At 72.5% G+C, this 22,118-nt stretch carries 17 protein-coding genes; 2 read left to right on the forward strand and 15 right to left on the reverse strand.

Annotated elements, in window-relative coordinates; translation table 11 throughout:
* Positions 1-12 precede the first annotated feature (12 nt).
* A complete protein-coding gene (locus AC067A_RS31170) occupies positions 13-2,112 on the forward strand; it encodes a protein kinase domain-containing protein (RefSeq protein ID WP_479246125.1) in 2,100 nt (699 codons plus the stop codon).
* 106 nt (positions 2,113-2,218) lie between these two features.
* Here the strand turns inward: AC067A_RS31170 and AC067A_RS31175 are convergent, their stop codons facing one another.
* The 13 genes from AC067A_RS31175 to AC067A_RS31235 all read right to left on the reverse strand — a co-directional run bounded on the left by AC067A_RS31175 (position 2,219) and on the right by AC067A_RS31235 (position 17,727).
* On the reverse strand, positions 2,219-2,872 hold the full coding sequence (locus tag AC067A_RS31175; RefSeq protein WP_479246127.1) for a hypothetical protein: 654 nt from the start codon (positions 2,870-2,872) through the stop codon (positions 2,219-2,221).
* A gap of 24 nt (positions 2,873-2,896) precedes the next feature.
* Positions 2,897-4,147 carry a type VII secretion-associated serine protease mycosin gene (mycP, locus tag AC067A_RS31180; protein WP_479246128.1) on the reverse strand — a complete coding sequence of 417 codons (1,251 nt, stop codon included), beginning with the start codon at positions 4,145-4,147 and terminating at the stop codon, positions 2,897-2,899.
* Positions 4,148-4,164: 17 nt separating this feature from the next.
* Positions 4,165-5,622, reverse strand: coding sequence for a hypothetical protein (locus AC067A_RS31185; RefSeq protein WP_479246130.1), 1,458 nt, complete (start codon positions 5,620-5,622; stop codon positions 4,165-4,167).
* Positions 5,623-5,731: 109 nt separating this feature from the next.
* Positions 5,732-6,211, reverse strand: coding sequence for a hypothetical protein (locus tag AC067A_RS31190; RefSeq protein WP_479246132.1), 480 nt, complete (start codon positions 6,209-6,211; stop codon positions 5,732-5,734).
* Positions 6,212-6,331: 120 nt separating this feature from the next.
* A complete protein-coding gene (locus AC067A_RS31195; RefSeq protein ID WP_479246134.1) occupies positions 6,332-8,659 on the reverse strand; it encodes a xanthine dehydrogenase family protein molybdopterin-binding subunit in 2,328 nt (775 codons plus the stop codon).
* On the reverse strand, positions 8,656-10,485 hold the full coding sequence (locus AC067A_RS31200; RefSeq protein WP_479246135.1) for a 2Fe-2S iron-sulfur cluster-binding protein: 1,830 nt from the start codon (positions 10,483-10,485) through the stop codon (positions 8,656-8,658). The genes AC067A_RS31195 and AC067A_RS31200 overlap by 4 nt, the downstream gene beginning before the upstream one ends.
* On the reverse strand, positions 10,482-11,357 hold the full coding sequence (locus AC067A_RS31205) for an FAD binding domain-containing protein (protein WP_479246137.1): 876 nt from the start codon (positions 11,355-11,357) through the stop codon (positions 10,482-10,484). The genes AC067A_RS31200 and AC067A_RS31205 overlap by 4 nt, the downstream gene beginning before the upstream one ends.
* Positions 11,358-11,697: 340 nt before the next feature.
* The gene (locus AC067A_RS31210) at positions 11,698-13,344 is read right to left on the reverse strand and encodes a beta-N-acetylhexosaminidase (protein WP_479246139.1); all 1,647 of its coding nucleotides are present in this window, start codon (positions 13,342-13,344) and stop codon (positions 11,698-11,700) included.
* Between the two features lie 4 nt (positions 13,345-13,348).
* Positions 13,349-14,188: a carbohydrate ABC transporter permease gene (locus AC067A_RS31215; protein ID WP_479246141.1), complete on the reverse strand. Its 840-nt coding sequence runs from the start codon at positions 14,186-14,188 to the stop codon at positions 13,349-13,351.
* The gene (locus tag AC067A_RS31220; protein WP_479246143.1) at positions 14,185-15,150 is read right to left on the reverse strand and encodes a carbohydrate ABC transporter permease; all 966 of its coding nucleotides are present in this window, start codon (positions 15,148-15,150) and stop codon (positions 14,185-14,187) included. Before AC067A_RS31220 ends, AC067A_RS31215 begins: the two co-directional genes overlap by 4 nt.
* A gap of 5 nt (positions 15,151-15,155) precedes the next feature.
* On the reverse strand, positions 15,156-16,460 hold the full coding sequence (locus AC067A_RS31225; RefSeq protein WP_479246145.1) for an extracellular solute-binding protein: 1,305 nt from the start codon (positions 16,458-16,460) through the stop codon (positions 15,156-15,158).
* Between the two features lie 392 nt (positions 16,461-16,852).
* Entirely contained in the window at positions 16,853-17,137 is a 285-nt protein-coding gene (locus AC067A_RS31230) for a DUF3039 domain-containing protein (protein WP_056558193.1), read from the reverse strand.
* A gap of 29 nt (positions 17,138-17,166) precedes the next feature.
* On the reverse strand, positions 17,167-17,727 hold the full coding sequence (locus tag AC067A_RS31235; RefSeq protein WP_479246146.1) for a YqgE/AlgH family protein: 561 nt from the start codon (positions 17,725-17,727) through the stop codon (positions 17,167-17,169).
* 290 nt (positions 17,728-18,017) lie between these two features.
* Between AC067A_RS31235 and murA the strand changes: the two genes are divergently transcribed.
* Positions 18,018-19,358, forward strand: a complete 1,341-nt coding sequence (murA, locus tag AC067A_RS31240) for a UDP-N-acetylglucosamine 1-carboxyvinyltransferase (RefSeq protein ID WP_017237030.1) — start codon at positions 18,018-18,020, stop codon at positions 19,356-19,358.
* 341 nt (positions 19,359-19,699) lie between these two features.
* Here the strand turns inward: murA and AC067A_RS31245 are convergent, their stop codons facing one another.
* Positions 19,700-19,981: an HU family DNA-binding protein gene (locus AC067A_RS31245; RefSeq protein WP_017237029.1), complete on the reverse strand. Its 282-nt coding sequence runs from the start codon at positions 19,979-19,981 to the stop codon at positions 19,700-19,702.
* Positions 19,982-20,302: 321 nt separating this feature from the next.
* Positions 20,303-21,733 carry an NAD-dependent malic enzyme gene (locus AC067A_RS31250; protein ID WP_479246148.1) on the reverse strand — a complete coding sequence of 477 codons (1,431 nt, stop codon included), beginning with the start codon at positions 21,731-21,733 and terminating at the stop codon, positions 20,303-20,305.
* Positions 21,734-22,118 lie beyond the last annotated feature (385 nt).

A 22,118-nucleotide genomic window follows, 5' to 3' on the forward strand; every position in this document is an offset into this window, starting at 1 on the left:
GAAAGCAGTCTCGTGACCACTCAGCCCCTCGCCACCGGCGACCCGCTCCGGCTCGGCCCGTACCGCCTGCTCGGCGTCCTCGGCGAAGGCGGCATGGGCAAGGTGTACGTCGGCCGGGACGGCGCCGGGGTGCCCGCCGCCGTCAAGGTCCTGCGCCCCGAACTCGCCCACGACCAGCACCTCGCGCAGCGGTTCGTGCGCGAGGCCGACATGGCGCGGGCCGTCACGAGCAAGGGCGTGGCGCGGGTCCTGGGCGCGCAGACCGAGGGCGGGCGGCCGTGGATCGCGGCGGAGTTCCTGGCGGGTCCGACGCTCGACGAGGCCGTCCGCGCGTACGGGCCGCTGGACGTGCCGGCGGTCCGCGCGCTCGCCGGCCGGCTGGCCCGCACCCTGCACGACATCCACGCCGCGGGTCTGGTCCACCGCGACCTGAAGCCCGCGAACATCGTGCTCACCTCGACCGGCCCGCGGATCATCGACTTCGGCATCGCGCGCCCCGAGCACGGCCTGACCCTCACCACCACGGGCCAGATCCCGGTCACTCCGGGCTACGGCGCCCCCGAGCAGGTCCTCGGGCAGCGCGTCGGGCCGGCCTCGGACGTCTTCTCGCTCGGCGCGGTCCTGGCGTACGCGGCGAGCGGCCGCCGCACCTTCGACGGCGGGCACGTGGCTGCGGTGCAGTACGAGGTGGTGCACGGCACGCCGGACCTGAGCCTGGTGCAGCCGGAGCTCCAGGAGCTGATCGGCCCGTGTCTGGCGAAGGACCCGGCGTTCCGCCCGGATCCGCCGCGGATCGCGGAGGCCTTCGCCCCGCCGAAGGGCGCCGACCGCGCCTGGCGCAAGGGGCCGCTCGCCGACGACATCAAGCGGCGCGAGACGGCCGTGAAGCGCCTGGCGGCGCCCGAGGACACCGCGGTCCCCTCCTCGTCGCCGACCCGCCGCCGCTTCCTCACCGGCGCCGCCGCGGGCGTGGCCGTCCTCGGCGCCGCCGGCGGGGCGGGCGCCTGGTGGATGAGCCGCGGCGGCGCGAAGTCGCCGACGGCCGACGTCCCTCCCGCCGTGGCGGCCCCGGAGGCCGCGTTCGTCTCGGCCGTCGACCAGAAGCCTGGCGAGACCCCCAAGCCCCTGTGGGGCCCCCTGGACGTCGTGGCGCCGGAGGGCGAACTGCCGCTGCCCGTACGGGATGTGGTGATCACTCAGGCGAAGACGGGCGGCCTGCTCGCGCTGTCCGTCACCAGTGGCAGGGAGCGGTGGCGGGCCAAGGACATCGACGCCGACGCCGGTTACGTCTCCGTCGCCGACCGGCTCGTCGTCGGCGTCGACAGGAACGGCGTCCTGAACGCCTTCGTCGCCTCCACCGGCCGGCCCGTCTGGCAGACCCAGTCCGACGTCGACGACGTCCTCGCCGCCGACGACACCCACGTCTACCTGGTGACGAAGGACAACGAGCTCCGCGCCGTCGACGCCTGGACGCTCGCCACCGCCTGGGCCCGCCCGATGACGTCGCCGCGCTCCCACAACGGGGCCGCGAAGGCGGCCGTGGGCCGGAAGCGCCTCGTGATCCACGGCAGGGACGGCCACGTCGCCGCCCTCTACACCGAGACCGGCGAGACGGACTGGGAGATCGACAAACAGGGCACGGACGGCCAGTCCCCGGCCCTCGGCGACAACAACGCCGCCTACTTCGGCGGCCGCAACCTGACGGCCCGCCGCCTCGACCGCGGCGACTTCCTGTGGGAGGAGGAGGCCGGCAGCGACGCGGCACCCTGGGGCACGCCCGTCGCCTCCGGCGACCTCGTCTTCGCGATCAACGGCTACAACGCCTACCGATACAAGACCATGCGCGACACCCGCTTCCCCGTCTCCGACTGGTACGAGGTCATGGACGGAATCGGCCCCAGTACCGTCAACCCCCCGGCCGTCGCGGGCGCGACGGTCTGGCTCCACTCCCCCGACAACAGCTCCGTCCTCGTGGTCCACAAGGACACCCAGGAACACCTCTTCACCGCGACCATGAGGCGCGCGGGCACCTACCAGCTGGCGAGCGGCGGCAACCGCGTCTTCATCGCCCGGGGCGGCCAGATCGCGGCGATGCCGGTGTTCGGGGTGTAGGAGCGGGTCCGGGGTGCAGGGAGAGTTCCGGATGCAGGGGGAGTTCCGGGTGCAGGGGGAGTTCCGGGTGCAGGAACGAGTCCGGTGGGTCAGCGGCGCGGCGAGCTCACGGCCGCGCCTTCGTGGGCACGCCTTCGACGAGCCCCGTGTCGGTGCACCCCAGCTCGGCGGCGACGCCCCGGGCCGCCGCGTTGGCGAGGGTGACCAGCCGGGTCCGCTGGTCCAGGTCCGTGTCCGGAACACCCGCCGGGCCCCGGACGGCCGTCCCGACGACGATGGCGTGTGCGGTCCCCTCGGGACGGCAGGCGAAGTAGACACGGCCGGTACCGGCGGAGGAGAAGGCCTCGACGCCCGAAACGTAGGACGTCACCGACTCGGCGAGCTCCGCGCCCAGGTAAGGCCCCTTGCCCACCGCGCCCACCTCCACCTCGAGGTCCTTCGGACCGCCCTCGACGGGCCGCAGGACGCAGTACCTCAACGGCTGCGGCCGATACGAGTCGGCCCAAGGCGCCGCGGCGTCGTCACGCAGCCTGGCGACGGCCCTGTCGTGCTGCGACAGGTCGTCCTCGAGACGCCCGCCGCCCAGAACGGCCTTGAGCGCCGCCGCGGCGTCGGCGTCCTCGGCGAAGCCCCCGCAGACCTCCGCCGCGGCCGACCCCTCCGGCTCCTCCGGGCCGCCTCCGCCTCCACCGCCACCGCAGCCCGCGAGAACCGCGGCCACGGCGACGGCCGCACCGGTGCGTACCCGCGCTGAGCGCATGTGCGTCACGGCAGACGGGTCCGCTCAGCCCCGCCGTGAACGGAGTACCGGCACGGCGACGGCCGCACCGACCAGCACGGCCGCGCCGATCCCGAGACCGATCCAGAGGCCCGTGTCGCCACTCTCCTCGCTCGCGACGGGACCGGGCGCGGGAGCCACGGAGGACTCCGCCGGAGCCGGGTCCGCCGAGGGCAGGTCGCCGCTGTCGGACGGCGTGGCCGACGCCGTCGGCGCCGCCTCGGTCAGGTCGTCGATGGGCCGGACGTCGGCCGGGCCCGGGTCGCCGGGCGTCTTCAGCGTACGAAGCGGCCGAAGCGCCCCGTAGCCGACGTAGTCGCTGCGCTTCTCGCCGCCGGAGGGCGCCGCGATGGTGTTGAGCATGACCTTCAGGACCTGGTTGTTGGTCCACTCGGGGTGCTTCGACCACAGGAGCGCGGCGGAGGCGGAGGCGAGGGCGGTGGCGTCACTGGTACCGCTGGACTTGCAGAGGCCGGTGCCTCCGCCGCAGGCGTGCACCGTGTCCTTGCCGGGCGCGACGACGTCGACCTGGTCGCCGTACTGCGACATCGGGATGCGCTTGCCCTTGTTGTCGACGGCGCCGACGCCGACCGCCCCAGGGGACGCCGCCGGGTATGCGGGCAGATTGCTTTTCTCGCCGTTGTTCCCGACGGCGGCGAAGACGAGCGCACCCTTCCCCAGGGCGTACTTCACCGCGTCGGTGAGTGCCTGCGAGCCCGTGGTGGCTCCCAGGGAGAGGTTGATGACCTGAGCACCGGAGTCGGCCGCGTACCGGATCGCCTGCGGAACGATGCGGTTGAACTGCTCGTCGCTCTCCGCCATGTTGTCGTTGTCGTCATCGCGGAGGCCGGGAACACGCACCGGCAGGATCTTGACGCCCGGCGCCAGACCGTAGGCCCCGTTCCCACCGTCCCTCGCCCCGGTACCGGCGATCAGGCCGGCCATGCCCGTGCCGTGACCGTCGTAGTCCGTGAACTGGTCACCCGACAACTCCGGCGCGAAGTCCCTGCCTTCGAGCACCTGACCGCGGAGGTCCGGGTTGCTCTTTTCCACCCCGGTGTCGATCACCGCGACGGTGACGCCTTTGCCCGTGCTGTGCTGCCAGATCTCCTCGGCGCCGAAGGCGTCCAGGTGCCACTGCCGGTCCCGGATGCCCTCCGCGTGGGCGGGAACGGTAGCGATGCCCACCAGCAGCATCCCCAAGGCGGCCGAGGCGGTGGCTCGGGCACGGCTCCGACGAATACTGCTGGTACGCATCTGCTTCCTCGCGCTGATCAGTCGATGACGGGCGGGGCCACGCGGCGGTTGCCCTGCTGCCAGGTCTCCTCGTCCTCGACCAGGTAGTCGGGACGCTCTCCGTTCTGCTCCTCGCGCTCGCGGGACTGCGGGGTACCTCCGCGCACGAGGCCGGAGCCGCCGGGCGTGAAGGGACGCGCGCCACCGGTGCCACCGGCCGTACCGGCGCGCTGCGCCTTGCCGCCGACGACACCGCCGGTCTCGCCGGCGAGGCGGCGGCCGCCGCTGATGCCGTTCTGGCCGGCCGCGCCGCCCATGGGGCCGCCCATGCCGTGGCCGCCGCCCATGGGGCCTCGGCCCATGCCGGTTCCGTTGCGCCCGCCGGGCTCGTTGCCGATGACGGTGCTGCGCGGGATGCCCGTCTGGGGGCGCCCCTGCGTGTGGGGTACGGGGCGGCCGCCGCTGATGCCCTCGCGGGTGCCGCCCAGCGGGCCGGGCATACCGCGCAGGCCGTTGGGCAGCTGGTTGCGCGTGCCGCCGGTGACGGGACCCGTGGGACCCAGCGGCCCCGGACCGCCCTTGCCCGTGACCGGGGGGACGCCCATGGGCGGCATGACCGGGGGTGTACCGCCGTCCGGCCTGGTGACCGGCGGCGGGCCGCCGGGGTTCGGCGTCTGCGGGCCGGTCGTGGTCGGCGGCGGGAGGGTCTCCACGCTGTCGATGCCGAGGTCCGCCGGGACCTCGGGCCGCACCTCCGGCCGGATGACGTGCGTCGGCCCGGTCGGGTCGCCGGACGGCGGGACGACGTTCGTCCCGGGCGTGGTCCGCGTGTCCGGCTGCGACCGGGTGTTCTGCGTCGTGCCCGAGTCCGAGCCGGTGGAGCGACTGTCGCTCTGAGGGTAGGAGCCGATGTACTCCGAATCGTCCCCGTACCTGGTCTTGACATCCGGCACGAACGTCCCCGGCGGCGGCGGGAACGTCGGCGGCTGCATGCCGGACATCTGCGTGCTGGACCACTGGTAGGTGGCGGAGAGGCGCTCCATCTCGGCGGCGGCGGCCTGTTGGTTGGCGCGCTCCTTGCCCTCGATGGTCGCGAGTTCGTCGCTGGCCTTCTTCGCGTCACGGGCGATGGTCTGCGAGTCGGGGTCGTTGTGGTACTTGAGCGCGGCTTCCAGGTTGGCCTTGGCGCTCTCGTACGAGACGTACCGGGGGATGGCGCTGGAGGCCGCGGCGATGGCCGAGGCGTTGCCCTCCATCCAGTACGCGCCGTCGGTGCTGTACGTGCCGAGGTCCGAGGTGGACTTGGCCACCGCGAGGGTCCACTCGGAGAACGCCTTCTCCGCCTCGCCCTCCCAGTCCATGTCCTTCATGCGGTCGACGAGCCGATCGGCGATCTCGGTGAGCTTCGTGCCGGTCGTACGCAGCACGCCGGCCGCGTCGCCGACGTAGAAGCTGCTGGCCTCGTTCAGCCACGTGAGCATCTGCTGGTGGCTCATGTCGCGGAAATTGGTTCCGCCGACGCCTCCGCCGCCGTCACCACCGTCTGACGGAATCATTCTTCGCCTCTTCCCCGTGTCCCCGTGTGTCCCGATGTGTCAGCCGCGCCTACTGGAAGGTGCCGCCGCCCGAGGTGCCCTCGCTGCCGTCGGCCGGCGGGTTGCCCTGGTTCGTCTTCTGCTGCTCGGACTTCTCCTGAGCGTCCTTCGTGCGTTGGTAGATGCCGCGCATCTTCAGCTTGATGTCCTCGTCCATCGTCTCGATGCCGTCCTGGGAGGCGACGACGGCGATGCCGAGGCCCTCCAGGCAGTCCTTGAGGAGCTTGGACAGGTCCACCAGGCTCTGGCGCACCTTGGAGTACGAGGCGTAGGCGCTCTGTGCCTCGGCCCAAGCGGCGCCGCCGCCACCGAACTTGCTGCGGTCGACCGCGGTGACGGTGCCGTTCGGATCGGCCGTCACCTTCATCGTGCCGTCGAGCGAGTCGATGAGCTTGTCGACCTCGGTCTTGAACTCGCTGATGGAGTCGGCGCTGTATTTGACGGCCTGCGTCCGCATCCCGGCCGACAGACCTTCCATCGGAGCTTGCATGCCCGCGTCCCTCCCCCGTGAACCACCATGCTGTGTACCGCACAAGTCTAGAAGTTCACTGTAGTCAGGAACGACGACAGTGCGCACCTCTCGGTTGCACAAGCAACGGACATCACATGGTTACGAATTGGGCACGGCGACGGCTGCCTGGGGGCGGATCGGGAGGCGGTTGACCGGGCGGCCGGTGGCGGCGCGTACGGCTGAGGCTACTGCGGCGGGTGAGGTGACGACGGGGATGGCGCTGGCGGCCTTGGCGCCGAAGGGAGCGACGACGTCGCGCTCTTCGACGAGTTTCACGATGCGAATGTCCGGCGCGTCCAGGGATGTCGGGAGTGCGTAGCCGGTGAAGTCGGGGTGGCGGACGACGCCGCGGGCGGTGCGGAGGTTCTCGGTGAGGGCCGCGCCGACGCCCTGGGTGACGCCGGCCTCGATGCGGACGGCGAGTTGGGCGGGGTTGAGGACGCGGCCGACGTCCTGGGCGACGGCCATCTCCACGACGCGCACGGAGCCGAGTTCGATGTCGACGTCGACGACGGCGCGGATGGCGCAGAAGGCGAGGCCGACGAAGGCGTCGCCCTGGCCGGCGTCGTCGAGGGGCTCGGTGGGGTGGGGGCGGCACTGGGCGGTGGCCCAGAGTTCCTTGCCGTCCATGGCCTCGGTGACCGTCGTCGAGAGGACGCCGTCGTACGAGGTGATCTTGCCGTCGGTGATCTGGAGGAGCTCGGTGGACATGCCGAACTTGTGGGCCAGCGGCTGGAGGAGCTGGGTGCGGACCATCTTGGCGGCGCGTTCGACGGCGCCGCCGGAGACCCAGGTGTGGCGGCCGTGGGCGGCCGGGCCGGCGGGGGGCTGGTCGGTGTCGACGGGGGCGACGTGGACCTCGTCGATGCCGAGGGTCTCCTGGACGATCTGGCGGGCGAGGGTGGAGAAGCCCGAACCCGTGTCGACGGCCGAGCAGATGACGGTGGCGACCCCGTCCATGACCCGTACGGTCGCGGTGGAGACCTCGTCGGTGCCCTCCGCGCCGAGCATGTGCACCATGCCGAGGGCGTAGCCGACGCCCCGTCGCACCGCGCCGGGTTCGCCGGCACCCTCGGGGCCGCCGGGCAGCAGCCAGTCGTCCTCGGGGGTGTCCTTGGGGAGCGCGGGGAGCGGGAAGTCGCGTACGGCGGCCAGGAGTTCGGCCACCGGGGCGGGGCAGGTGACGGTCTGGCCGGTGGGCAGGATGTCGCCGGTGGCCATGACGTTCCGCATGCGCAGCTCGGCCGGGTCCACGCCCAGTTTGGCGGCCAGTTTGTCCATCTGGGCCTCGTAGGCGGCGCACACCTGCATCGCGCCCTCGCCCCGCACGTGGCCGGACGGCGGGTTGTTGGTGCGGACGGCCCAGCCTTCGACGAAGGCGTGCGGCACGACGTACGGGCCGCAGGCGAAGGCGACGGCCGCGGCGAGCGACTCGGACGACGAGTCGGCGTACGCGCCCGCGTCGAGCAGGATCTGCGCCTCGACCTTCACCAGGCGTCCCTCGGCGTCCGCGTGGTGCCGGTAGCGCAGCAGGGTGGGGTGGCGGTGGGCGTGGCCGAGGAAGGACTCCTCGCGCGTAGCGGTGAGTTTGACCGGGCAGCCGGTGCGCAGGGCGAGCAGGCCCAGCGGGATCTGGAAGCCGGGGTCCTCGCGGTCGCCGGTGGCGCCGGGGACGCCGGTGACGACCAGTTTGACCTGCTGGGGCGGCAGGCCGAAGCAGGCGGCGGCCAGGTCGCGGTCGGTGTGCGGGTCGGTCGAGGCGGTGTAGAGCTCGACGCCTCCGTCGGGGCGCGGCACGGCGAGGCCGGCCTCCGCGCCGATCGGCGCCGGGTCCTGGCGTCCGATCCGGTACAGGCCCTCGACGACGACGTCGCCCGTCGCGTCCGGGTCGCCGAAGCGCAGCGGGATGTGCCGGATGAGGTTTCCGTCGGGGTGCAGCGCGTCCGCCTCGAAGGCCTTCTCGGGGTCGGTCACGGGGTCGAGGATCTCGTACTCGACGCTGATCGCGGCGGCCGCGAGCCGGGCCGTGTCGGGGTGGTCGGCGGCGACGGCCGCGATCGCCTCGCCGTGGTGCCGGACCAGGTCGGAGGCGAAGACGGGCCGGTCGGCGACCCGTCGGCCGTAGGTCGCCGCGCCGGGCACGTCGGCGGCCGTCACCACGGCCCGCACGCCGGGCATGGCGGTCGCGGCCGAGGTGTCGACGGAGACGATCCGCGCGTGCGGGTGCGGGGACCGCAGGATCGCCGCCCAGAGCAGGCCCTCGGCCCACAGGTCGGAGGCGTACGGAAAGGTGCCCTCGGTCTTCGCCCGTGCCTCGGCCTGCGGGAGCGAGGTGCCGAGGCCGTGGGCGGGCGGCTCCTGGGCCGGGGTCCCGGGAGCGTCCAGGACCGGGAGCGTGGGAATCGCGGTGGTCCCGTCGCTGCTCACGCCATGCCTCCGTCGTGCTGGTGGGGGATCCGGTGCGGGACACGGGCCTCGTCGGAGGCCTCGGACGCGGTGGCCGCGGCGCCGGCCTCGCGCTCGGCGACGACGTCCCGTACGGCTTCGAGGACGCCCCGGTAGCCGGAGCAGCGGCACAGGTTGCCGGCGAGCGCCTGGCGCGTCTCCAGGTCCGTGGGGGCGTGGTTGCCCTCCAGGAGGTCGTGCACGGTCATGCACATGCCGGGGATGCAGAAGCCGCACTGGACCGTGCCGCACCTGGACATCGCCCGCTGCACGTCGGACGGCTCGCCGTCGACCGCGAGCCCCTCGACCGTCCGCACCTCGCTCCCGGCGGCGGTCGCCGCCGGCACCAGGCACGAGGCGACGAGACGGCCGTCGACCTGCACGTTGCACGCGCCGCACTCGCCCTGCGAGCAGCCGTCCTTCGCCCCGGCCAGACCGAGCCGCTCGCGCAGCACGTAGAGCAGGGACTCGCCGATCCACGAGTCGGTGACGGGGCGGTCCGCCCCGTTGACCCGGAGGGTGTACGAGGTGTGGGGGTGCTCGTCGCTGTCCGTGGAGGCGTACGGGTTCGGAGCGGGGACGGGAGCGGCGGCGGGGGTGGCCGCGGTGACGGGCGCCGGGGTGGCCGCCCGGTCCGCGCCGTGCTCGCCGGAGGCGCCGTGGTCGTCACCGGATACGGGGTGATCGTCACCGTGCACGCCGTGGTCGTCGCCGGAGGCGCCGTGGTCGTCGCCGTGTACGCCGTGGTCTTCGGGTGCCGTGTGCTCGCCGGACGCGCCGGAGGGCTCGCCGGATCCGTCGCCTTCGCGGGACTCGTCGGCGGTCACCTGGCCGGCGGCACCGCCCTCGGGGTGCTCCTCGGGGTGGTGCTCGGGGTCCGCTGCGGGCTCGCCGTCCGCGGCCTCGTCCCGGGCGGCGCCCGGAGCGGGTGCGTCCGCGGTCCCGGGGGCCGTGCCCCCGTCACCGTCGGCGGTCGCGCCGACGACGTCCGTGGCCTCGGCCGCCGGCTCCTCCGGCAGTGCCCAGGGCGCCGGAGCGCCGCCCGGCAGGGTCGCCGGGGCCTGGGCGTAGGAGGGCGCGGCCGGGGGGGCGAACGCGGTGGGGTCCTCCCCCGGCGCGTCGGCCGTCTCCGGCACGACGGGGATCTCCCACTGACCGGTGTCGCCGGGGGCGGGCGCCGCCCCGTCGCCGAAACGCCATTCGGCCGTCGCGTTCGGGTCCCGGCCGGCGTGCGTGTCGTGGTCCGGGTACGGGGGCCGGCCGGCGTACGCGGAGTGCTCGGCGTACTCGCCCTGGTCGGCGTACGCGTTCGGCGCCGCGTGCTCGCCCTGGTCCGCGTACGCGTTCGGGTCGGCGTAGTCGCCCCGGTCGACGTACTCGGCGTGCGGGACGTACTCGGCATGCCCGATACGGCCGCCCTGGGCGGCGTACTCGGGGCCGCCGTCGTAGTCGCCCGGCCCGGCGTACCGGTCCTGCCCGGAGTACTCCGGGTGGCCGTCGTACGCGGGCTGTCCCGGGTACTCCGGCTGCTCGAAGTACTGGGTCTGCTCGGCCTCGGTCGGAAGGTGCACGTTCCAGGTGCCGGTGGCGGCCGGGTCCGTGGCGGCGGGGGTGAGCGGCTGGAGCGGGGTGATCATCGGCGGTACGTAGCCGTGGCCGGGCGCTTCCAGCGGGACGCCGTCGAGCATGAAGTCGGGGGGCAGCTGGACGAACGCGGTGGCGTCGCCGTCGTACCCCTCGCTCTGCGGGATCGGCTCCCAGCCGCCCGGGTAGCCGCCCTGGCCGGTGGTCCGGTCGTCGGTGCTCACGACAGTGCCCTCCCCAGAGCGCGTCGGGCGAGTGCGGCGACGGTGCGCCGCAGGTGCAGTACGCCGGGGGACAACTGTTCGTCGCCCGGCGGGTCGGGAATGCAGGCGGCGGCGACGTACTCGCCGAAGGCGGCCAGCGCCTCGGGGGCGAGGCCGCGGTCGTTGTCCCAGTCGACGAGGGAGGCGATCCACCGCTCGGCCTCCAGCGGGCGCAGCGGCATCGGCGCGACGGCGCCGACCGCGCAGCGCACGCCGCGGCGGGCCGGGTCGAGCACGACGGCGACGGAGGCGGTGGCGCGGGCCGGGCCGGTGCGGCCGGTGGCCTTGAGGAAGACCTGGGGGGCGTGGAGCAGGGGGACGCGGACGAAGCCGACGAGCTCGCCGGGGGCGAGGAGGTCGCGGCCCGCGAGGAGGTGGGAGACGGGGATCTCGCGGCTGCCGAGCGGCCCGAGGACGACGAGGTCGGCCTCCAGGGCGGCGAGGACGGGCAGCGAGTCGCCGGTGGGCGCGGCGGTGACGACGTTGCCGCCGAGGGTGCCCGCGTTGCGGATCTGGGGCGGCCCGGCGGCGCGGGCGGCGGCGGCGAGGGCCGGGATGAGGGCGGCGAAGTCGGGGCGGCCCATGCGGGCGTGGGTGAGGCCGGCGCCGAGGAGGGCGTGGCCGTCCTGGTACTGCCAGCCTCGGATCTCGTTGATGCGGCTCAGGCCGACGAGGCCGGCGGGGCGGAGCTGACCTCTGTTGACGGCGGCCATCAGGTCGGTGCCACCGGCGACGGGCACGGCGGCCGGCATGGCCGTGAGCGCTGCCACGGCCTCGTCGAGCGAGGCGGGCAGCGTCACGGACTGCGCCGTCTGTGGTGCGTGCGTGGTCAACCCGCTGCCCCTTCCCGGTGTCCCGGTGGTCCCCGACTGTGCCCGGCCGCGCGCCTGCTGTCACGTCTGCTGTCGCGCCTGCGTGTGGGCGTACCGTACGTGCTCACACGCCGGACGTGGCAACTCTGGCACATCTTCCGAGCCGTCCGGCGCGAGGGTCCGCGAAGGACTGTTCCGCCCGGGACGCCCCGTGAGGGACGGTAACTTCCCTTTCGCCGTTCTTGGGTGACACGGGGACGTCGGGTCGCTCACACCGCCGCCGTCAGGGGCCCCGACGTCGGCCGCGCGGCTCTCACGCGTTCGGCGTCGGGGCCTTCCGGGGAGGGCGTGGACGGGTGTCTCACACGTTCGGGGGCGCCCCCTCGACCGGGCGGCCGAGGAGCCCGGGCCGCCGCTGCCAGGGGTGGGGGCCGGCGGGTGGCCGGTAGTCGACGCCGAGGGCGTCGAGGCGGCGGTAGTGGGTGCTCATGCGGCGCTCGAATCCGGCGTAGTCGCGGGCGTCCGGCGCGGGCAGCGCGGACCAGGCGACCTCGGCGAAGGCGGCGAGGCGGGGGAAGACCTGGTAGTCGACGCGGGCGCGGTTCTCCATGACCTCGGTCCACACGTTGGCCTGGGTTCCCAGGATGTGGGCGGCGGCCTCCGGCGGCAGGCCGGGCGGGACGGGCTCGAAGCGGTAGACGTCCTCCAGGGTGCGGACGAAGCCGATGGGCACCGGCTCGTCCTCGCCGGCCGCCTGGCGGTGGTCGAGGTACACGTGCTGTTCGGGGCACATGACGACGTCGTGGCCGGCCGTGGCGGCGGCGATCCCGCCGCCGTAGCCCCGCCAGGAGGACACGGCCGCGCCTTCGGCGAGGCCGCCTTCGAGGATCTCGTCCCAGCCGATGAGGCGCCGTCCGCGGTCGGCGAGCCAGCGGTCGAAGTGGCGGATGAACCAGGACTGGAGTGCGTCCTCGTCGGCGAGGCCGAGTTCCTCCATGCGGGCCTGGGCGGCCGGTGAGGCCTTCCACTGGTCCTTGGGGCACTCGTCGCCGCCGACGTGGACGAAGGTGGACGGGAAGAGGTCGAGGACCTCCTCGAAGACGCCCTCGTAGAAGCGCAGGACGGTCTCGGTGGGGGCGAGGGTGTTCGGGTTGACGCCCCAGGTGTCCCAGACGGTGAGGGCGGCGGTGTCGACGACGTCGCTGTTGCCGAGTTCGGGGTACGCGCAGATCGCGGCCTGCGAGTGGCCGGGGAGGTCGATCTCGGGGACGACGGTGATGTGCCGTTCGGCGGCGTACGCGACGATCTCGCGGATGTCGTCCTGGGTGTAGAAGCCGCCGTGGGGGGTCTCGGTCCAGAGCGGCGAGGCCCGGTGGCCCCACTTGGTGCGGGACCGCCAGGATCCGGCCTCGGTGAGCCGGGGGTGGCGCTTGATCTCGATGCGCCAGCCCTGGTCGTCGGTGAGGTGGAAGTGGAAGACGTTCAGCTTGTGGGCGGCGAGCAGGTCGAGGTACCGCAGGACGTCGTCCTTGGGCGCGAAGTGCCGGGAGACGTCGAGGAGGAGGCCGCGCCAGCCGAAGCGGGGGGCGTCCTCGACGGTCGTGTACGGGAGCTCCAGGGCCCCGTCCCTCCCCACGGGCGCCTTGCGGTACGCGTCGGGGCCGAGGAGCTGGCGGAGGGTCTGGGCGCCCCAGAAGACGCCCGCGGGGCCGCCGCCCTCGATGACGGCGGTCGCGCCGGGGGTCTCGGTGGAGAGGCGGTAGCCCTCGGGGCCGTACCGCCGCGCCGCCTCCTCGTCGATCCGCAGCCGGATCGCGTGCGGGCCGGTGCCGTCGGCGAGGGCCAGTCCGGTGGCGGGGCCCAGCGCGGACCGCAGCCAGCGGGCGGTGGATCCGGTGCCGGGTCCGGCGTCGATCGTGGTCCGTTCCCCGAGCGGGAGGGAACCGGGGGCGCCGCTCCGGCGCCCGACCGCCAGGGGTGCGGGGATCAGGTCCGTTTCGGGGGTCATCGCGTCAGTCCTTCACCGCCCCGCCCAGTCCGGAGACCAGGCGGCGCTGTACGAGTACGAAGAAGACGAGCACCGGGACCGTCATCACGGTCGAACCGGCCATGATGCCTCCCCAGTCGTTCTCGTCGGGCTTGAAGAAGACGAGCAGCGCCATGGGAAGGGTCGACTGCGAGGTGTCGCTGATGAGGAACGACTTCGCGAAGAGGAAGTCGTTCCAGGTCGAGATGAAGGAGAAGACGCTGGTCGCCACGAGGCCCGGGAAGACCAGCGGGAAGAGGATCTGCCACAGGAACCGGGTGCGGCTCGCGCCGTCGATCTGCGCCTGTTCCTCCAGGGCCTCGGGGACGGCCTTGACGAAGCCTCGGAGCATCCAGATCGCGAACGGCAGGGAGAACGCGATGTGCGGCAGGATCAGCGAGCCGAGGGTGTTGAGCTGTCCCAGGTCCCGCATGAGGAAGAAGAGCGGGATGGTCAGCGCCTCGACCGGCACCGTCTGGGCGACCAGGAACATGACCAGGAGCGTCGTCCGGAACCGGAAGCGGAACCGGGTGACGGCCGTCGCCGCGAGGAACGCGATCAGCGCGGAGGCGAGGACGACCGTGCCCGCCACGACCAGTGAGTTGACGAAGTAGCGGCCGAACTCCTGCTGCTCGAAGACCCGCCGGAAGGAGTCGAGCGACGGCGCGAGCGTCCACGGCCGCGGCCGCGTCGACTGGATCTCGCCCGCCGGCTTGAACGCCGACAGGACCATCCAGTACAGCGGGAAGGCGACGGCCGCCGCGACGAGGAGCGTGACCGCCTCGGCGGCGAGCCGCCCGGGACGCCGTATCCGGAGGGCGTTCACAGTTCTTCTCCCTGGCGTCGGAGCAGCCGGAGGTGGACGAGGGTCACGGCCAGCAGGACGAGGAGCATGACGACGCCGATCGCCGAGCCCAGGCTGTACTGGGAGGAGGCGAAGGCCTTCTGGTAGGCGTAGACGTTGAGGACGAGGTTCTGGCCGGCGATGCCGCCGCCGTTGGTCATCACGTAGATCTGGGTGAAGAGTTTGAAGTCCCAGATGATCGACTGGATCGTGACGACGACGAGGATCGGCCGGAGCATCGGCGCCGTGACCGAGCGCCAGGTCCGCCACTGGGAGGCGCCGTCGAGGGCGGCGGCCTCCAGGACCTCGGACGGCACGGACCTGATGCCGGCGTAGACGGTGACCATCACGAACGGGAACGAGCACCAGACCACTTCGAGGAGGACGAGGGCGAAGGCGCTGTACCGCCCGTAGGTCCAGGAGTGGTCGCCGAGTCCGAGGATCCGGTTGACGGGGCCGAAGTCGGGGTCGAAGAGGAAGACCCAGACGGTGGAGCCGGTGATGGCGGGGGTCGCCCAGGCGCCGAGCGCGGCCAGCAGCAGGACCAGCCGGGGCAGGGCACGCACGCGTGTGAGGAGGACGGCGAGGGCGCATCCGACGGCGAGCGTGGTGACGACGCAGACGGCGGCGAAGAGGACGGTGGTGAGGAGGACCTGGCGGAACTGGGGGTCGGAGAAGAGGGCCGTGTAGTTGCCGAACCCCTGGAAGGAGGTGGGTTCGCCGCCGCTGACCTGGGCCTGGGTGTACTCCAGGAAGGAGATCAGGCCGAGTTGGTAGACGGGGTAGACGAGGAGTCCGCCGAGGACGGCGAGGGCGGGCAGGAGGTAGAGCCAGGGGGTCCAGGGGCGGTGGCCCCGGGTGCGGGTGCGCCGGGCGGCCGGGGTGGCCGGGGCGGGCTTCGGTGCCGGTGCGGCGGTGCGCCGCTCGGTGAGCGGGGTCGTCATGCGGGTCAGCCCGCCGGCGCGAAGGCCGCGTCCATCTTCTCGGCGGCGGCGTCGGCGGCGGTCCTGGCGTCCTTCCGGCCGCTGACGATCTCCTGGAACATCGTGGGGAGGACGAGGCCCGCGTCGATCTGTCCCCAGCCGGGGGACGCCGGGACGAACCTGGTGCCCGCGCCGAGGGTGTCGATGAAGGGCTTCACGAAGGGCTGCCGCCGGGCGGCGGAGGCGCGGACGTCGGTGTAGGTGGGCAGGAAGCCCATCGCGTCGAAGAGCCTGCCCTGGGTGTCCTTGCCGGTGAGGGACTTGAGGAGGTCGACGGCGAGGGTGCGGTGCGAGGTGCTCTTGAGGACGCCGATGTTGTTGCCGCCGGCGAAGGCGGGGGCGATGGAGCCGGGGGTGGTGCCGGGCAGCGGGACGACGGCGTACCTGCCCTTGACGGCGCCGGCTTCGACGGCGGCGTGGCTGAAGTCGCCGCCGATGGCCATGCCGGCCTTGCCGGAGGCGAAGGCGGTGACGGTGGCGTTGCCGCCCATCTGGGCGCACTTGGCGGCGGGGCAGTTGTCGTCGCCGAAGAGCGAGGTGTACGTGGCGATGCCCTTGAGGGCGGCCTCGCTGTTGACGGCGGCCTTGTACGAGTCGCCGTTCGTGGTGGCGAGTTCGCCGCCGGCGGACCAGACGAAGGGCATGGCGCCGTAGGTGTAGGCGCCGCCGACGGCGATGCCGTACAGGTCGGGCCTGGCCTTGCGGATCTTCCTGGCGGTGGAGACGAGTTCGGCCTGGCTCTTGGGTGCGGTGAGGCCGAGCTCCCGGAAGACGTCGGTGCGGTAGTAGAGGGCGCGGACGCCGACGAAGAGCGGGGCGCCGTAGACCTTGCCGGCGACGGTGACGGACTGCCGGGCGGTGGGGTCGGTGTCCTTCGCCTCGGCCCAGGCGTCGAACTCGGCGCTGATGTCGGCGAGTCCGCCGTCCTTCACGTAGCCGGCGGTGTCGGTGTTGCCGTACTCGATGAGGTCGGGGGCCGACGCGGGGTCGTTGAAGGCCGCCTTGACGCGCTGGGCACGGGTCTCGACGGGGATGTACTCGACCTCGACCTTCGCGCCCTGGTGCCGCTTCTCGAAGGCGGCGACGGCCTGGTCGACGACCTGTTCCTTGGGCTTGTTGCTCACCTCCCGGAAGAGCCAGACGCGCAGGGTGCCGGTCCTGTCGTCCGCCGTGGACCTGCCGTCGGACGTCTGGGGGGCGCAGGCGGTGGCGGTGAGTCCGGCCAGCAGGAGCAGGGCGGCCGGGGTGGCGAGGCGGGCGAGCAGCTTCATGTCGGAATCCCCTCCGGAAGTGCGCGTTGCAGCATGTGCAATGGGCGTTTCGTGCTGCACAACACGCGTGAGGTTAGGCGCGGCTCCGGCGACCCGACAAGAGGTCTCGACCACCTCAACCACTCCGTGACCGGCGAAAGCACCCTGCGCAACGGCCCCGTACGCACGGAAGGACCGCCGAACCCCGAACCCGGCACGCCGCACCCGACCCCCCGCAGCCCGCAGCCCGCAGCCCGCAGTCGGCACCCGACAGCCCGCACCCGGCACCCGACAGCCCGCACCCGGCACCCGGCACCCGGCACCCGGCACCCGGCACCCGGAAAAACGGAACGGCCCCCGTCGCACGCACCGAAGTGCGTACGAGGGGGGCCGTCCCCGACGTCAGGACCCGCTTACTTGTCCTTGCCGCCCTTGTCCTTGTCGCCGCCGGCGCCCATGGAGTCGTAGATCTCCTTGCACATGGGACAGACCGGGTACTTCTTGGGGTCGCGCCCCGGTACCCAGACCTTGCCGCACAGCGCCACGACGGGGGTGCCGTCGAGGGCGCTCGCCATGATCTTGTCCTTCTGGACGTAATGGGCGTAGCGCTCGTGGTCGCCGTCACCGTGGGACACCTGCGGCGTCGGCTCGACGAGGGTCCCCGTACCTGCCCCGCGCTCGGGCTCGAGAGTGCTCATAAAGGCCAAGGGTACTGAAAGCCGGGGGCTCAGTTGAGGGACGGGTCGTCCGGGTACGTCGCGATCATCGCGAGCTCGCCGCGCTGGCGGCGCAGCACCTGGCGCCAGAGGGTCTCGGGGCGCGGCGAGGAGACGTCGCCCGGCTCGGACTCGACCACGTACCAGGCGCCGTCGTCGAGCTCGGACTCCAGCTGACCGGGTCCCCAGCCCGCGTACCCCGCGAAGATCCGGAGCGAGCCGAGCGCGGGTCCGAGCAGTTCGGGCGGGGTCTCCAGGTCGACCAGGCCGATCGCCCCGTAGACCCGCCGCCAGCCGAGGGGGCCCTCGTCGCCGGGGATGACGGCGACGCCGAGCGCCGCGTCGAGGGAGACGGGCCCGCCCTGGAAGACGACGCCCGGTTCGCCGGCGAGTCCGGCCCAGGGCGCGAGGATGTCGGAGACGGTCACCGGCGTCGGCCGGTTGAGGACCACGCCGAGCGAGCCCTCGTCGTCGTGGTCGAGCAGCAGGACGACCGCGCGGTCGAAGTTCGGGTCCGCCAGCGCGGGGGTGGCCACGAGCAGCCGTCCTGTGAGCGAGGACACCTCGGTCATGCGACACATGATCCCGCATGTTCGGCGTTCGCGGGGTGTTGTCGGACGGGATGCCGGGAAGGCGGCGACCGTCGCGGCCTGAGTCGCAGGTCGGGCGGGAGGCGGCGGAGCCTCCGGGCCGCGCCGCCGAGCCAAGCGGACGGTGACACTCCGCAAGATCACGGGAACAGAGGGTGTTGTGCCGAATTCATTACATCTGACAGACCCCCCGAGGCACCCGAACGGGGTCTCATGGCCCCTTACCCTTTTCACTGGCCACCCGACCGACCCCACTCCGGAACGCGAGATTCATGACCGGCACAGACGATGTCCTGCTTGTCCACGGCGGAACCCCGCTGGAGGGCGAGATCCGCGTCCGCGGCGCGAAGAACCTCGTGCCCAAGGCGATGGTCGCGGCACTGCTCGGCAGCGGCCCCAGCCGCCTGCGCAACGTGCCCGACATCCGTGACGTCCGCGTCGTCCGCGGGCTGCTCCAGCTGCACGGAGTGACGGTCCGCCCGGGCGAGGAGCCCGGCGAGCTCGTCCTCGACCCGACGCACGTCGAGTCCGCGAACGTCGCCGACATCGATGCCCACGCCGGTTCGTCCCGCATCCCGATCCTCTTCTGCGGCCCGCTGCTGCACCGCCTCGGCCACGCCTTCATCCCGGGCCTGGGCGGCTGCGACATCGGCGGCCGGCCCATCGACTTCCACTTCGACGTGCTGCGCCAGTTCGGCGCCACCATCGAGAAGCGCGAGGGCGGACAGTACCTGGAGGCGCCGCAGCGTCTTCGCGGTTGCAAGATCCGGCTGCCGTACCCGTCGGTCGGCTCGACCGAGCAGGTGCTGCTGACGGCGGTGCTCGCCGAGGGCGTCACCGAGCTGTCGAACGCGGCCGTGGAGCCCGAGATCGAGGACCTCATCTGCGTGCTGCAGAAGATGGGCGCGATCATCTCCATGGACACCGACCGGACCATCCGGATCACCGGTGTCGACCGTCTCGACGGTTACACCCACCGGGCGCTGTCGGACCGCCTCGAGGCGGCCTCCTGGGCGTCCGCCGCCCTCGCGACCGAGGGCAACATCTACGTGCGCGGCGCCCAGCAGCGCTCGATGATGACCTTCCTCAACACGTACCGGAAGGTCGGCGGCGCCTTCGAGATCGACGACGAGGGCATCCGCTTCTGGCACCCGGGCGGCTCGCTCAACGCGATCCACCTGGAGACGGACGTGCACCCCGGCTTCCAGACGGACTGGCAGCAGCCGCTGGTCGTGGCCCTCACCCAGGCCTCGGGCCTGTCCATCGTCCACGAGACGGTGTACGAGTCCCGGCTCGGCTTCACCTCCGCGCTGAACCAGATGGGCGCCCACATCCAGCTGTACCGCGAGTGCCTCGGCGGCTCCGACTGCCGCTTCGGCCAGCGGAACTTCCTGCACTCGGCCGTCGTGTCGGGCCCGACCCGGCTCCAGGGCTCCGACCTGGTCATCCCCGACCTCCGCGGCGGCTTCTCGTACCTCATCGCGGCCCTCGCCGCCCAGGGCACCTCCCGTGTCCACGGCATCGACCTCATCAACCGCGGCTACGAGAACTTCATGGAGAAGCTCGTCGAGCTCGGCGCCAAGGTCGAGCTCCCGGGCAGCGCCCTGGTCTGACCGGACACCCCAGGGCCCCCTTCGCCGGGGGTCCGGGGGTCGTCCCCCGGGCAGGCACAGCATGGAGAAGCTCGTCGAGCTCGGCGCCAAGGTCGAGCTCCCGGGCAGCGCCCTGGTCTGACCGGACGCCTCAGGACACCCCCAGGGGCCCTGCGCCGCTCTGCGGCGTACGGGCCCCGCGCCGGTGGACGGCGTACCGGGCCCGCCGCTCTCGACGGCGTCACGGGCCCCACACGGGCCCCTGTAAGGCGTCAAGGGCCCTCACGGGCCCGTACAAGGGCGAACGAAAGGGCGGCCACCCCCTGACAGGGTGGCCGCCCTTTCTGCGCCTCTAGGCCGCCTTACTTGCCCTTGGCGGCTTCCTTGAGCTTCGAGCCCGCGGAGACCTTCACGCTGTAGCCGGCCGGGATGTTGATCGGGTCGCCGGTCTGCGGGTTCCGAGCGGTGCGAGCGGCACGGTGGGTGCGCTCGAAGGTCAGGAAGCCGGGGATGGTGACCTTCTCGTCGCCCTTGGCGACGACCTCACCGACGGTCTCGGCGAGAGCGGCCAGCACGGCGTCGGCGTCCTTGCGGGTCACCTCGGCGCGGTCGGCCAGGGCGGCCACCAGCTCACTGCGGTTCATGTTGTTACTCCCGTGTTCTTCTTGCCTGTGAGGCGTGCCACGCGGCGGAAGCCGCGTGATTGGGTACAGCGAAGCCGATGCTGCCAGGGCCTTCGGACAGTCCCCGGACCCGGGTCTAATGCCAGACCCTCGCGCCCAAACACGCATCCTGCCCCCACCAGCGGCGGGAACGCCAATCCGGCACCCCCTGGGGTCACACGAAAAGCGCCAGCGCCCCGTCGTGGTGACGTTCTGTCGACTCCCGCCGACTCCGCGAAGGCACGCGGAGCCGAAAAGCAACCCTAAAGGGGGGTTTACGGCTCCGCGAATCGCGACGCGCCGTCAGCGCCCGCTCGGCGCACCGCCCGAGGTGGCCGCCTTCGCCGCGTTGCGCACCGCACCGGCGACCGCGCCGGCGACCTTGTCGTTGAAGACCGACGGGATGATGTAGTTCGGGTTGAGCTCGTCCTCGGAGACGACGTCGGCGAGGGCCGAGGCGGCCGCCAGCATCATCTCGGTGTTGACCGTGCGGGACTGGGCGTCCAGCAGGCCTCGGAAGACGCCGGGGAAGACCAGCACGTTGTTGATCTGGTTCGGGAAGTCCGAGCGGCCGGTGGCGACGACGGCGGCCGTCTGGCGCGCGGCGGCCGGGTCGACCTCCGGGTCCGGGTTCGCGAGCGCGAACACGATGGCGCCCTCCGCCATGGCGGCGACGTCCTCCGCGCCGAGCAGGTTGGGGGCCGAGACGCCGATGAAGACGTCCGCGCCGACGACGGCCTCCTTGAGGGTGCCGGTGACGCCCTCGGGGTTGGTGTTGTCGGCGATCCAGCGCAGCGGGGAGTCGGCCGGCGCCTCCACCAGGTCCTCGCGGTCCGCGTGCACGACGCCGTGGATGTCGGCGACGACGGCGTGCTTGACGCCCGCCGCGATCAGCAGCTTCAGGATGGCCGTACCGGCCGCGCCGGCGCCGGACATGACGACCCGTACGTCGCCGATGCCCTTGCCGACCACGCGCAGCGCGTTGGTGAGGGCGGCGAGGACGACGATGGCGGTGCCGTGCTGGTCGTCGTGGAAGACGGGGATGTCGAGGGCCTCGCGCAGCCGGGCCTCGATCTCGAAGCAGCGGGGCGCGGAGATGTCCTCCAGGTTGATGCCCGCGAAGCCGGGGGCGATCGCCTTGACGATCGCGACGATCTCGTCGGTGTCCTGGGTGTCGAGGCAGATCGGCCAGGCGTCGATGCCGGCGAAGCGCTTGAAGAGGGCGGCCTTGCCCTCCATGACGGGCAGCGAGGCCATCGGGCCGATGTTGCCGAGGCCGAGGACGGCGGAGCCGTCGGTGACGACCGCGACGGAGTTGCGCTTGATGGTGAGGCGGCGGGCGTCCTCGGGGTTCTCGGCGATCGCCATGCACACGCGGGCGACGCCCGGGGTGTAGATCATGGAGAGGTCGTCACGGTTGCGGATGGGGTGCTTGGACGCCATCTCGATCTTGCCGCCGAGGTGCATCAGGAACGTACGGTCGGAGACCTTGCCGAGGACGACGCCCTCGATGGTGCGCAGCTGCTCGACGATCTCGTCGGCGTGCGCGGTGGAGGTCGCGGCGATGGTGACGTCGATGCGGAGCTTCTCGTGGCCGGAGGCGGTCACGTCGAGGCCGGTGACGGATCCGCCGTGGGACTCCACCGCCGTGGTGAGCTGGGAGACCGCGGTTCCGCTGGCGGGAACCTCCAGCCGGACCGTCATCGAATACGAGACGCTGGGCGCCGTTGCCATGGCCGAGTTCCTCTGCTTTCCCTGAGCTTCGTTGCTACGCCGCCCCGGCTGGTTGCCTGGCGGCGCCCTCCGATGGTCGCACCTACCTGCCGGTAGCAGGTAATGCGGTCATTTTGTTTTCGGAAAGTAGTTTCCACCATACGAGAAGCCCCGGAGAAACAGAAGAGGCCCCCGTCACCTGGGGTGACGGGGGCCTCGACTTCGTACGTATGTCCAAGTGGCACCGACCCGCCATGCTCGCCTCGCGGCAAGTGGTCCCTCTGAGGGACGAAGGTTGGGCCCGGGGGCTTGGATCGAGCCGGTGCCACGACAAGGCTAACAAACCACCCTGCTCGGTGATTCCAGCGCCACAGGTTGACCTGAAATCAGCCCCGCGGTCTTGACG

This window comes from Streptomyces sp. NPDC043176 (assembly GCF_056436715.1).

What these genes read in the sequence shown, in the direction of transcription:
- AC067A_RS31175 (WP_479246127.1), bottom strand. Translation starts at nt 2,872, where the DNA reads ATGCGCTCAGCGCGGGTACGCACCGGTGCGGCCGTCGCCGTGGCCGCG.
- mycP (WP_479246128.1), bottom strand. Translation starts at nt 4,147, where the DNA reads ATGCGTACCAGCAGTATTCGTCGGAGCCGTGCCCGAGCCACCGCCTCG.
- AC067A_RS31185 (WP_479246130.1), bottom strand. Translation starts at nt 5,622, where the DNA reads ATGAGCCACCAGCAGATGCTCACGTGGCTGAACGAGGCCAGCAGCTTC.
- AC067A_RS31190 (WP_479246132.1), bottom strand. Translation starts at nt 6,211, where the DNA reads ATGCAAGCTCCGATGGAAGGTCTGTCGGCCGGGATGCGGACGCAGGCC.
- AC067A_RS31210 (WP_479246139.1), bottom strand. Translation starts at nt 13,344, where the DNA reads ATGACCCCCGAAACGGACCTGATCCCCGCACCCCTGGCGGTCGGGCGC.
- AC067A_RS31220 (WP_479246143.1), bottom strand. Translation starts at nt 15,150, where the DNA reads ATGACGACCCCGCTCACCGAGCGGCGCACCGCCGCACCGGCACCGAAG.
- AC067A_RS31225 (WP_479246145.1), bottom strand. Translation starts at nt 16,460, where the DNA reads ATGAAGCTGCTCGCCCGCCTCGCCACCCCGGCCGCCCTGCTCCTGCTG.
- AC067A_RS31230 (WP_056558193.1), bottom strand. Translation starts at nt 17,137, where the DNA reads ATGAGCACTCTCGAGCCCGAGCGCGGGGCAGGTACGGGGACCCTCGTC.
- AC067A_RS31235 (WP_479246146.1), bottom strand. Translation starts at nt 17,727, where the DNA reads ATGACCGAGGTGTCCTCGCTCACAGGACGGCTGCTCGTGGCCACCCCC.
- murA (WP_017237030.1), top strand. Translation starts at nt 18,018, where the DNA reads ATGACCGGCACAGACGATGTCCTGCTTGTCCACGGCGGAACCCCGCTG.
- AC067A_RS31245 (WP_017237029.1), bottom strand. Translation starts at nt 19,981, where the DNA reads ATGAACCGCAGTGAGCTGGTGGCCGCCCTGGCCGACCGCGCCGAGGTG.
- AC067A_RS31250 (WP_479246148.1), bottom strand. Translation starts at nt 21,733, where the DNA reads ATGGCAACGGCGCCCAGCGTCTCGTATTCGATGACGGTCCGGCTGGAG.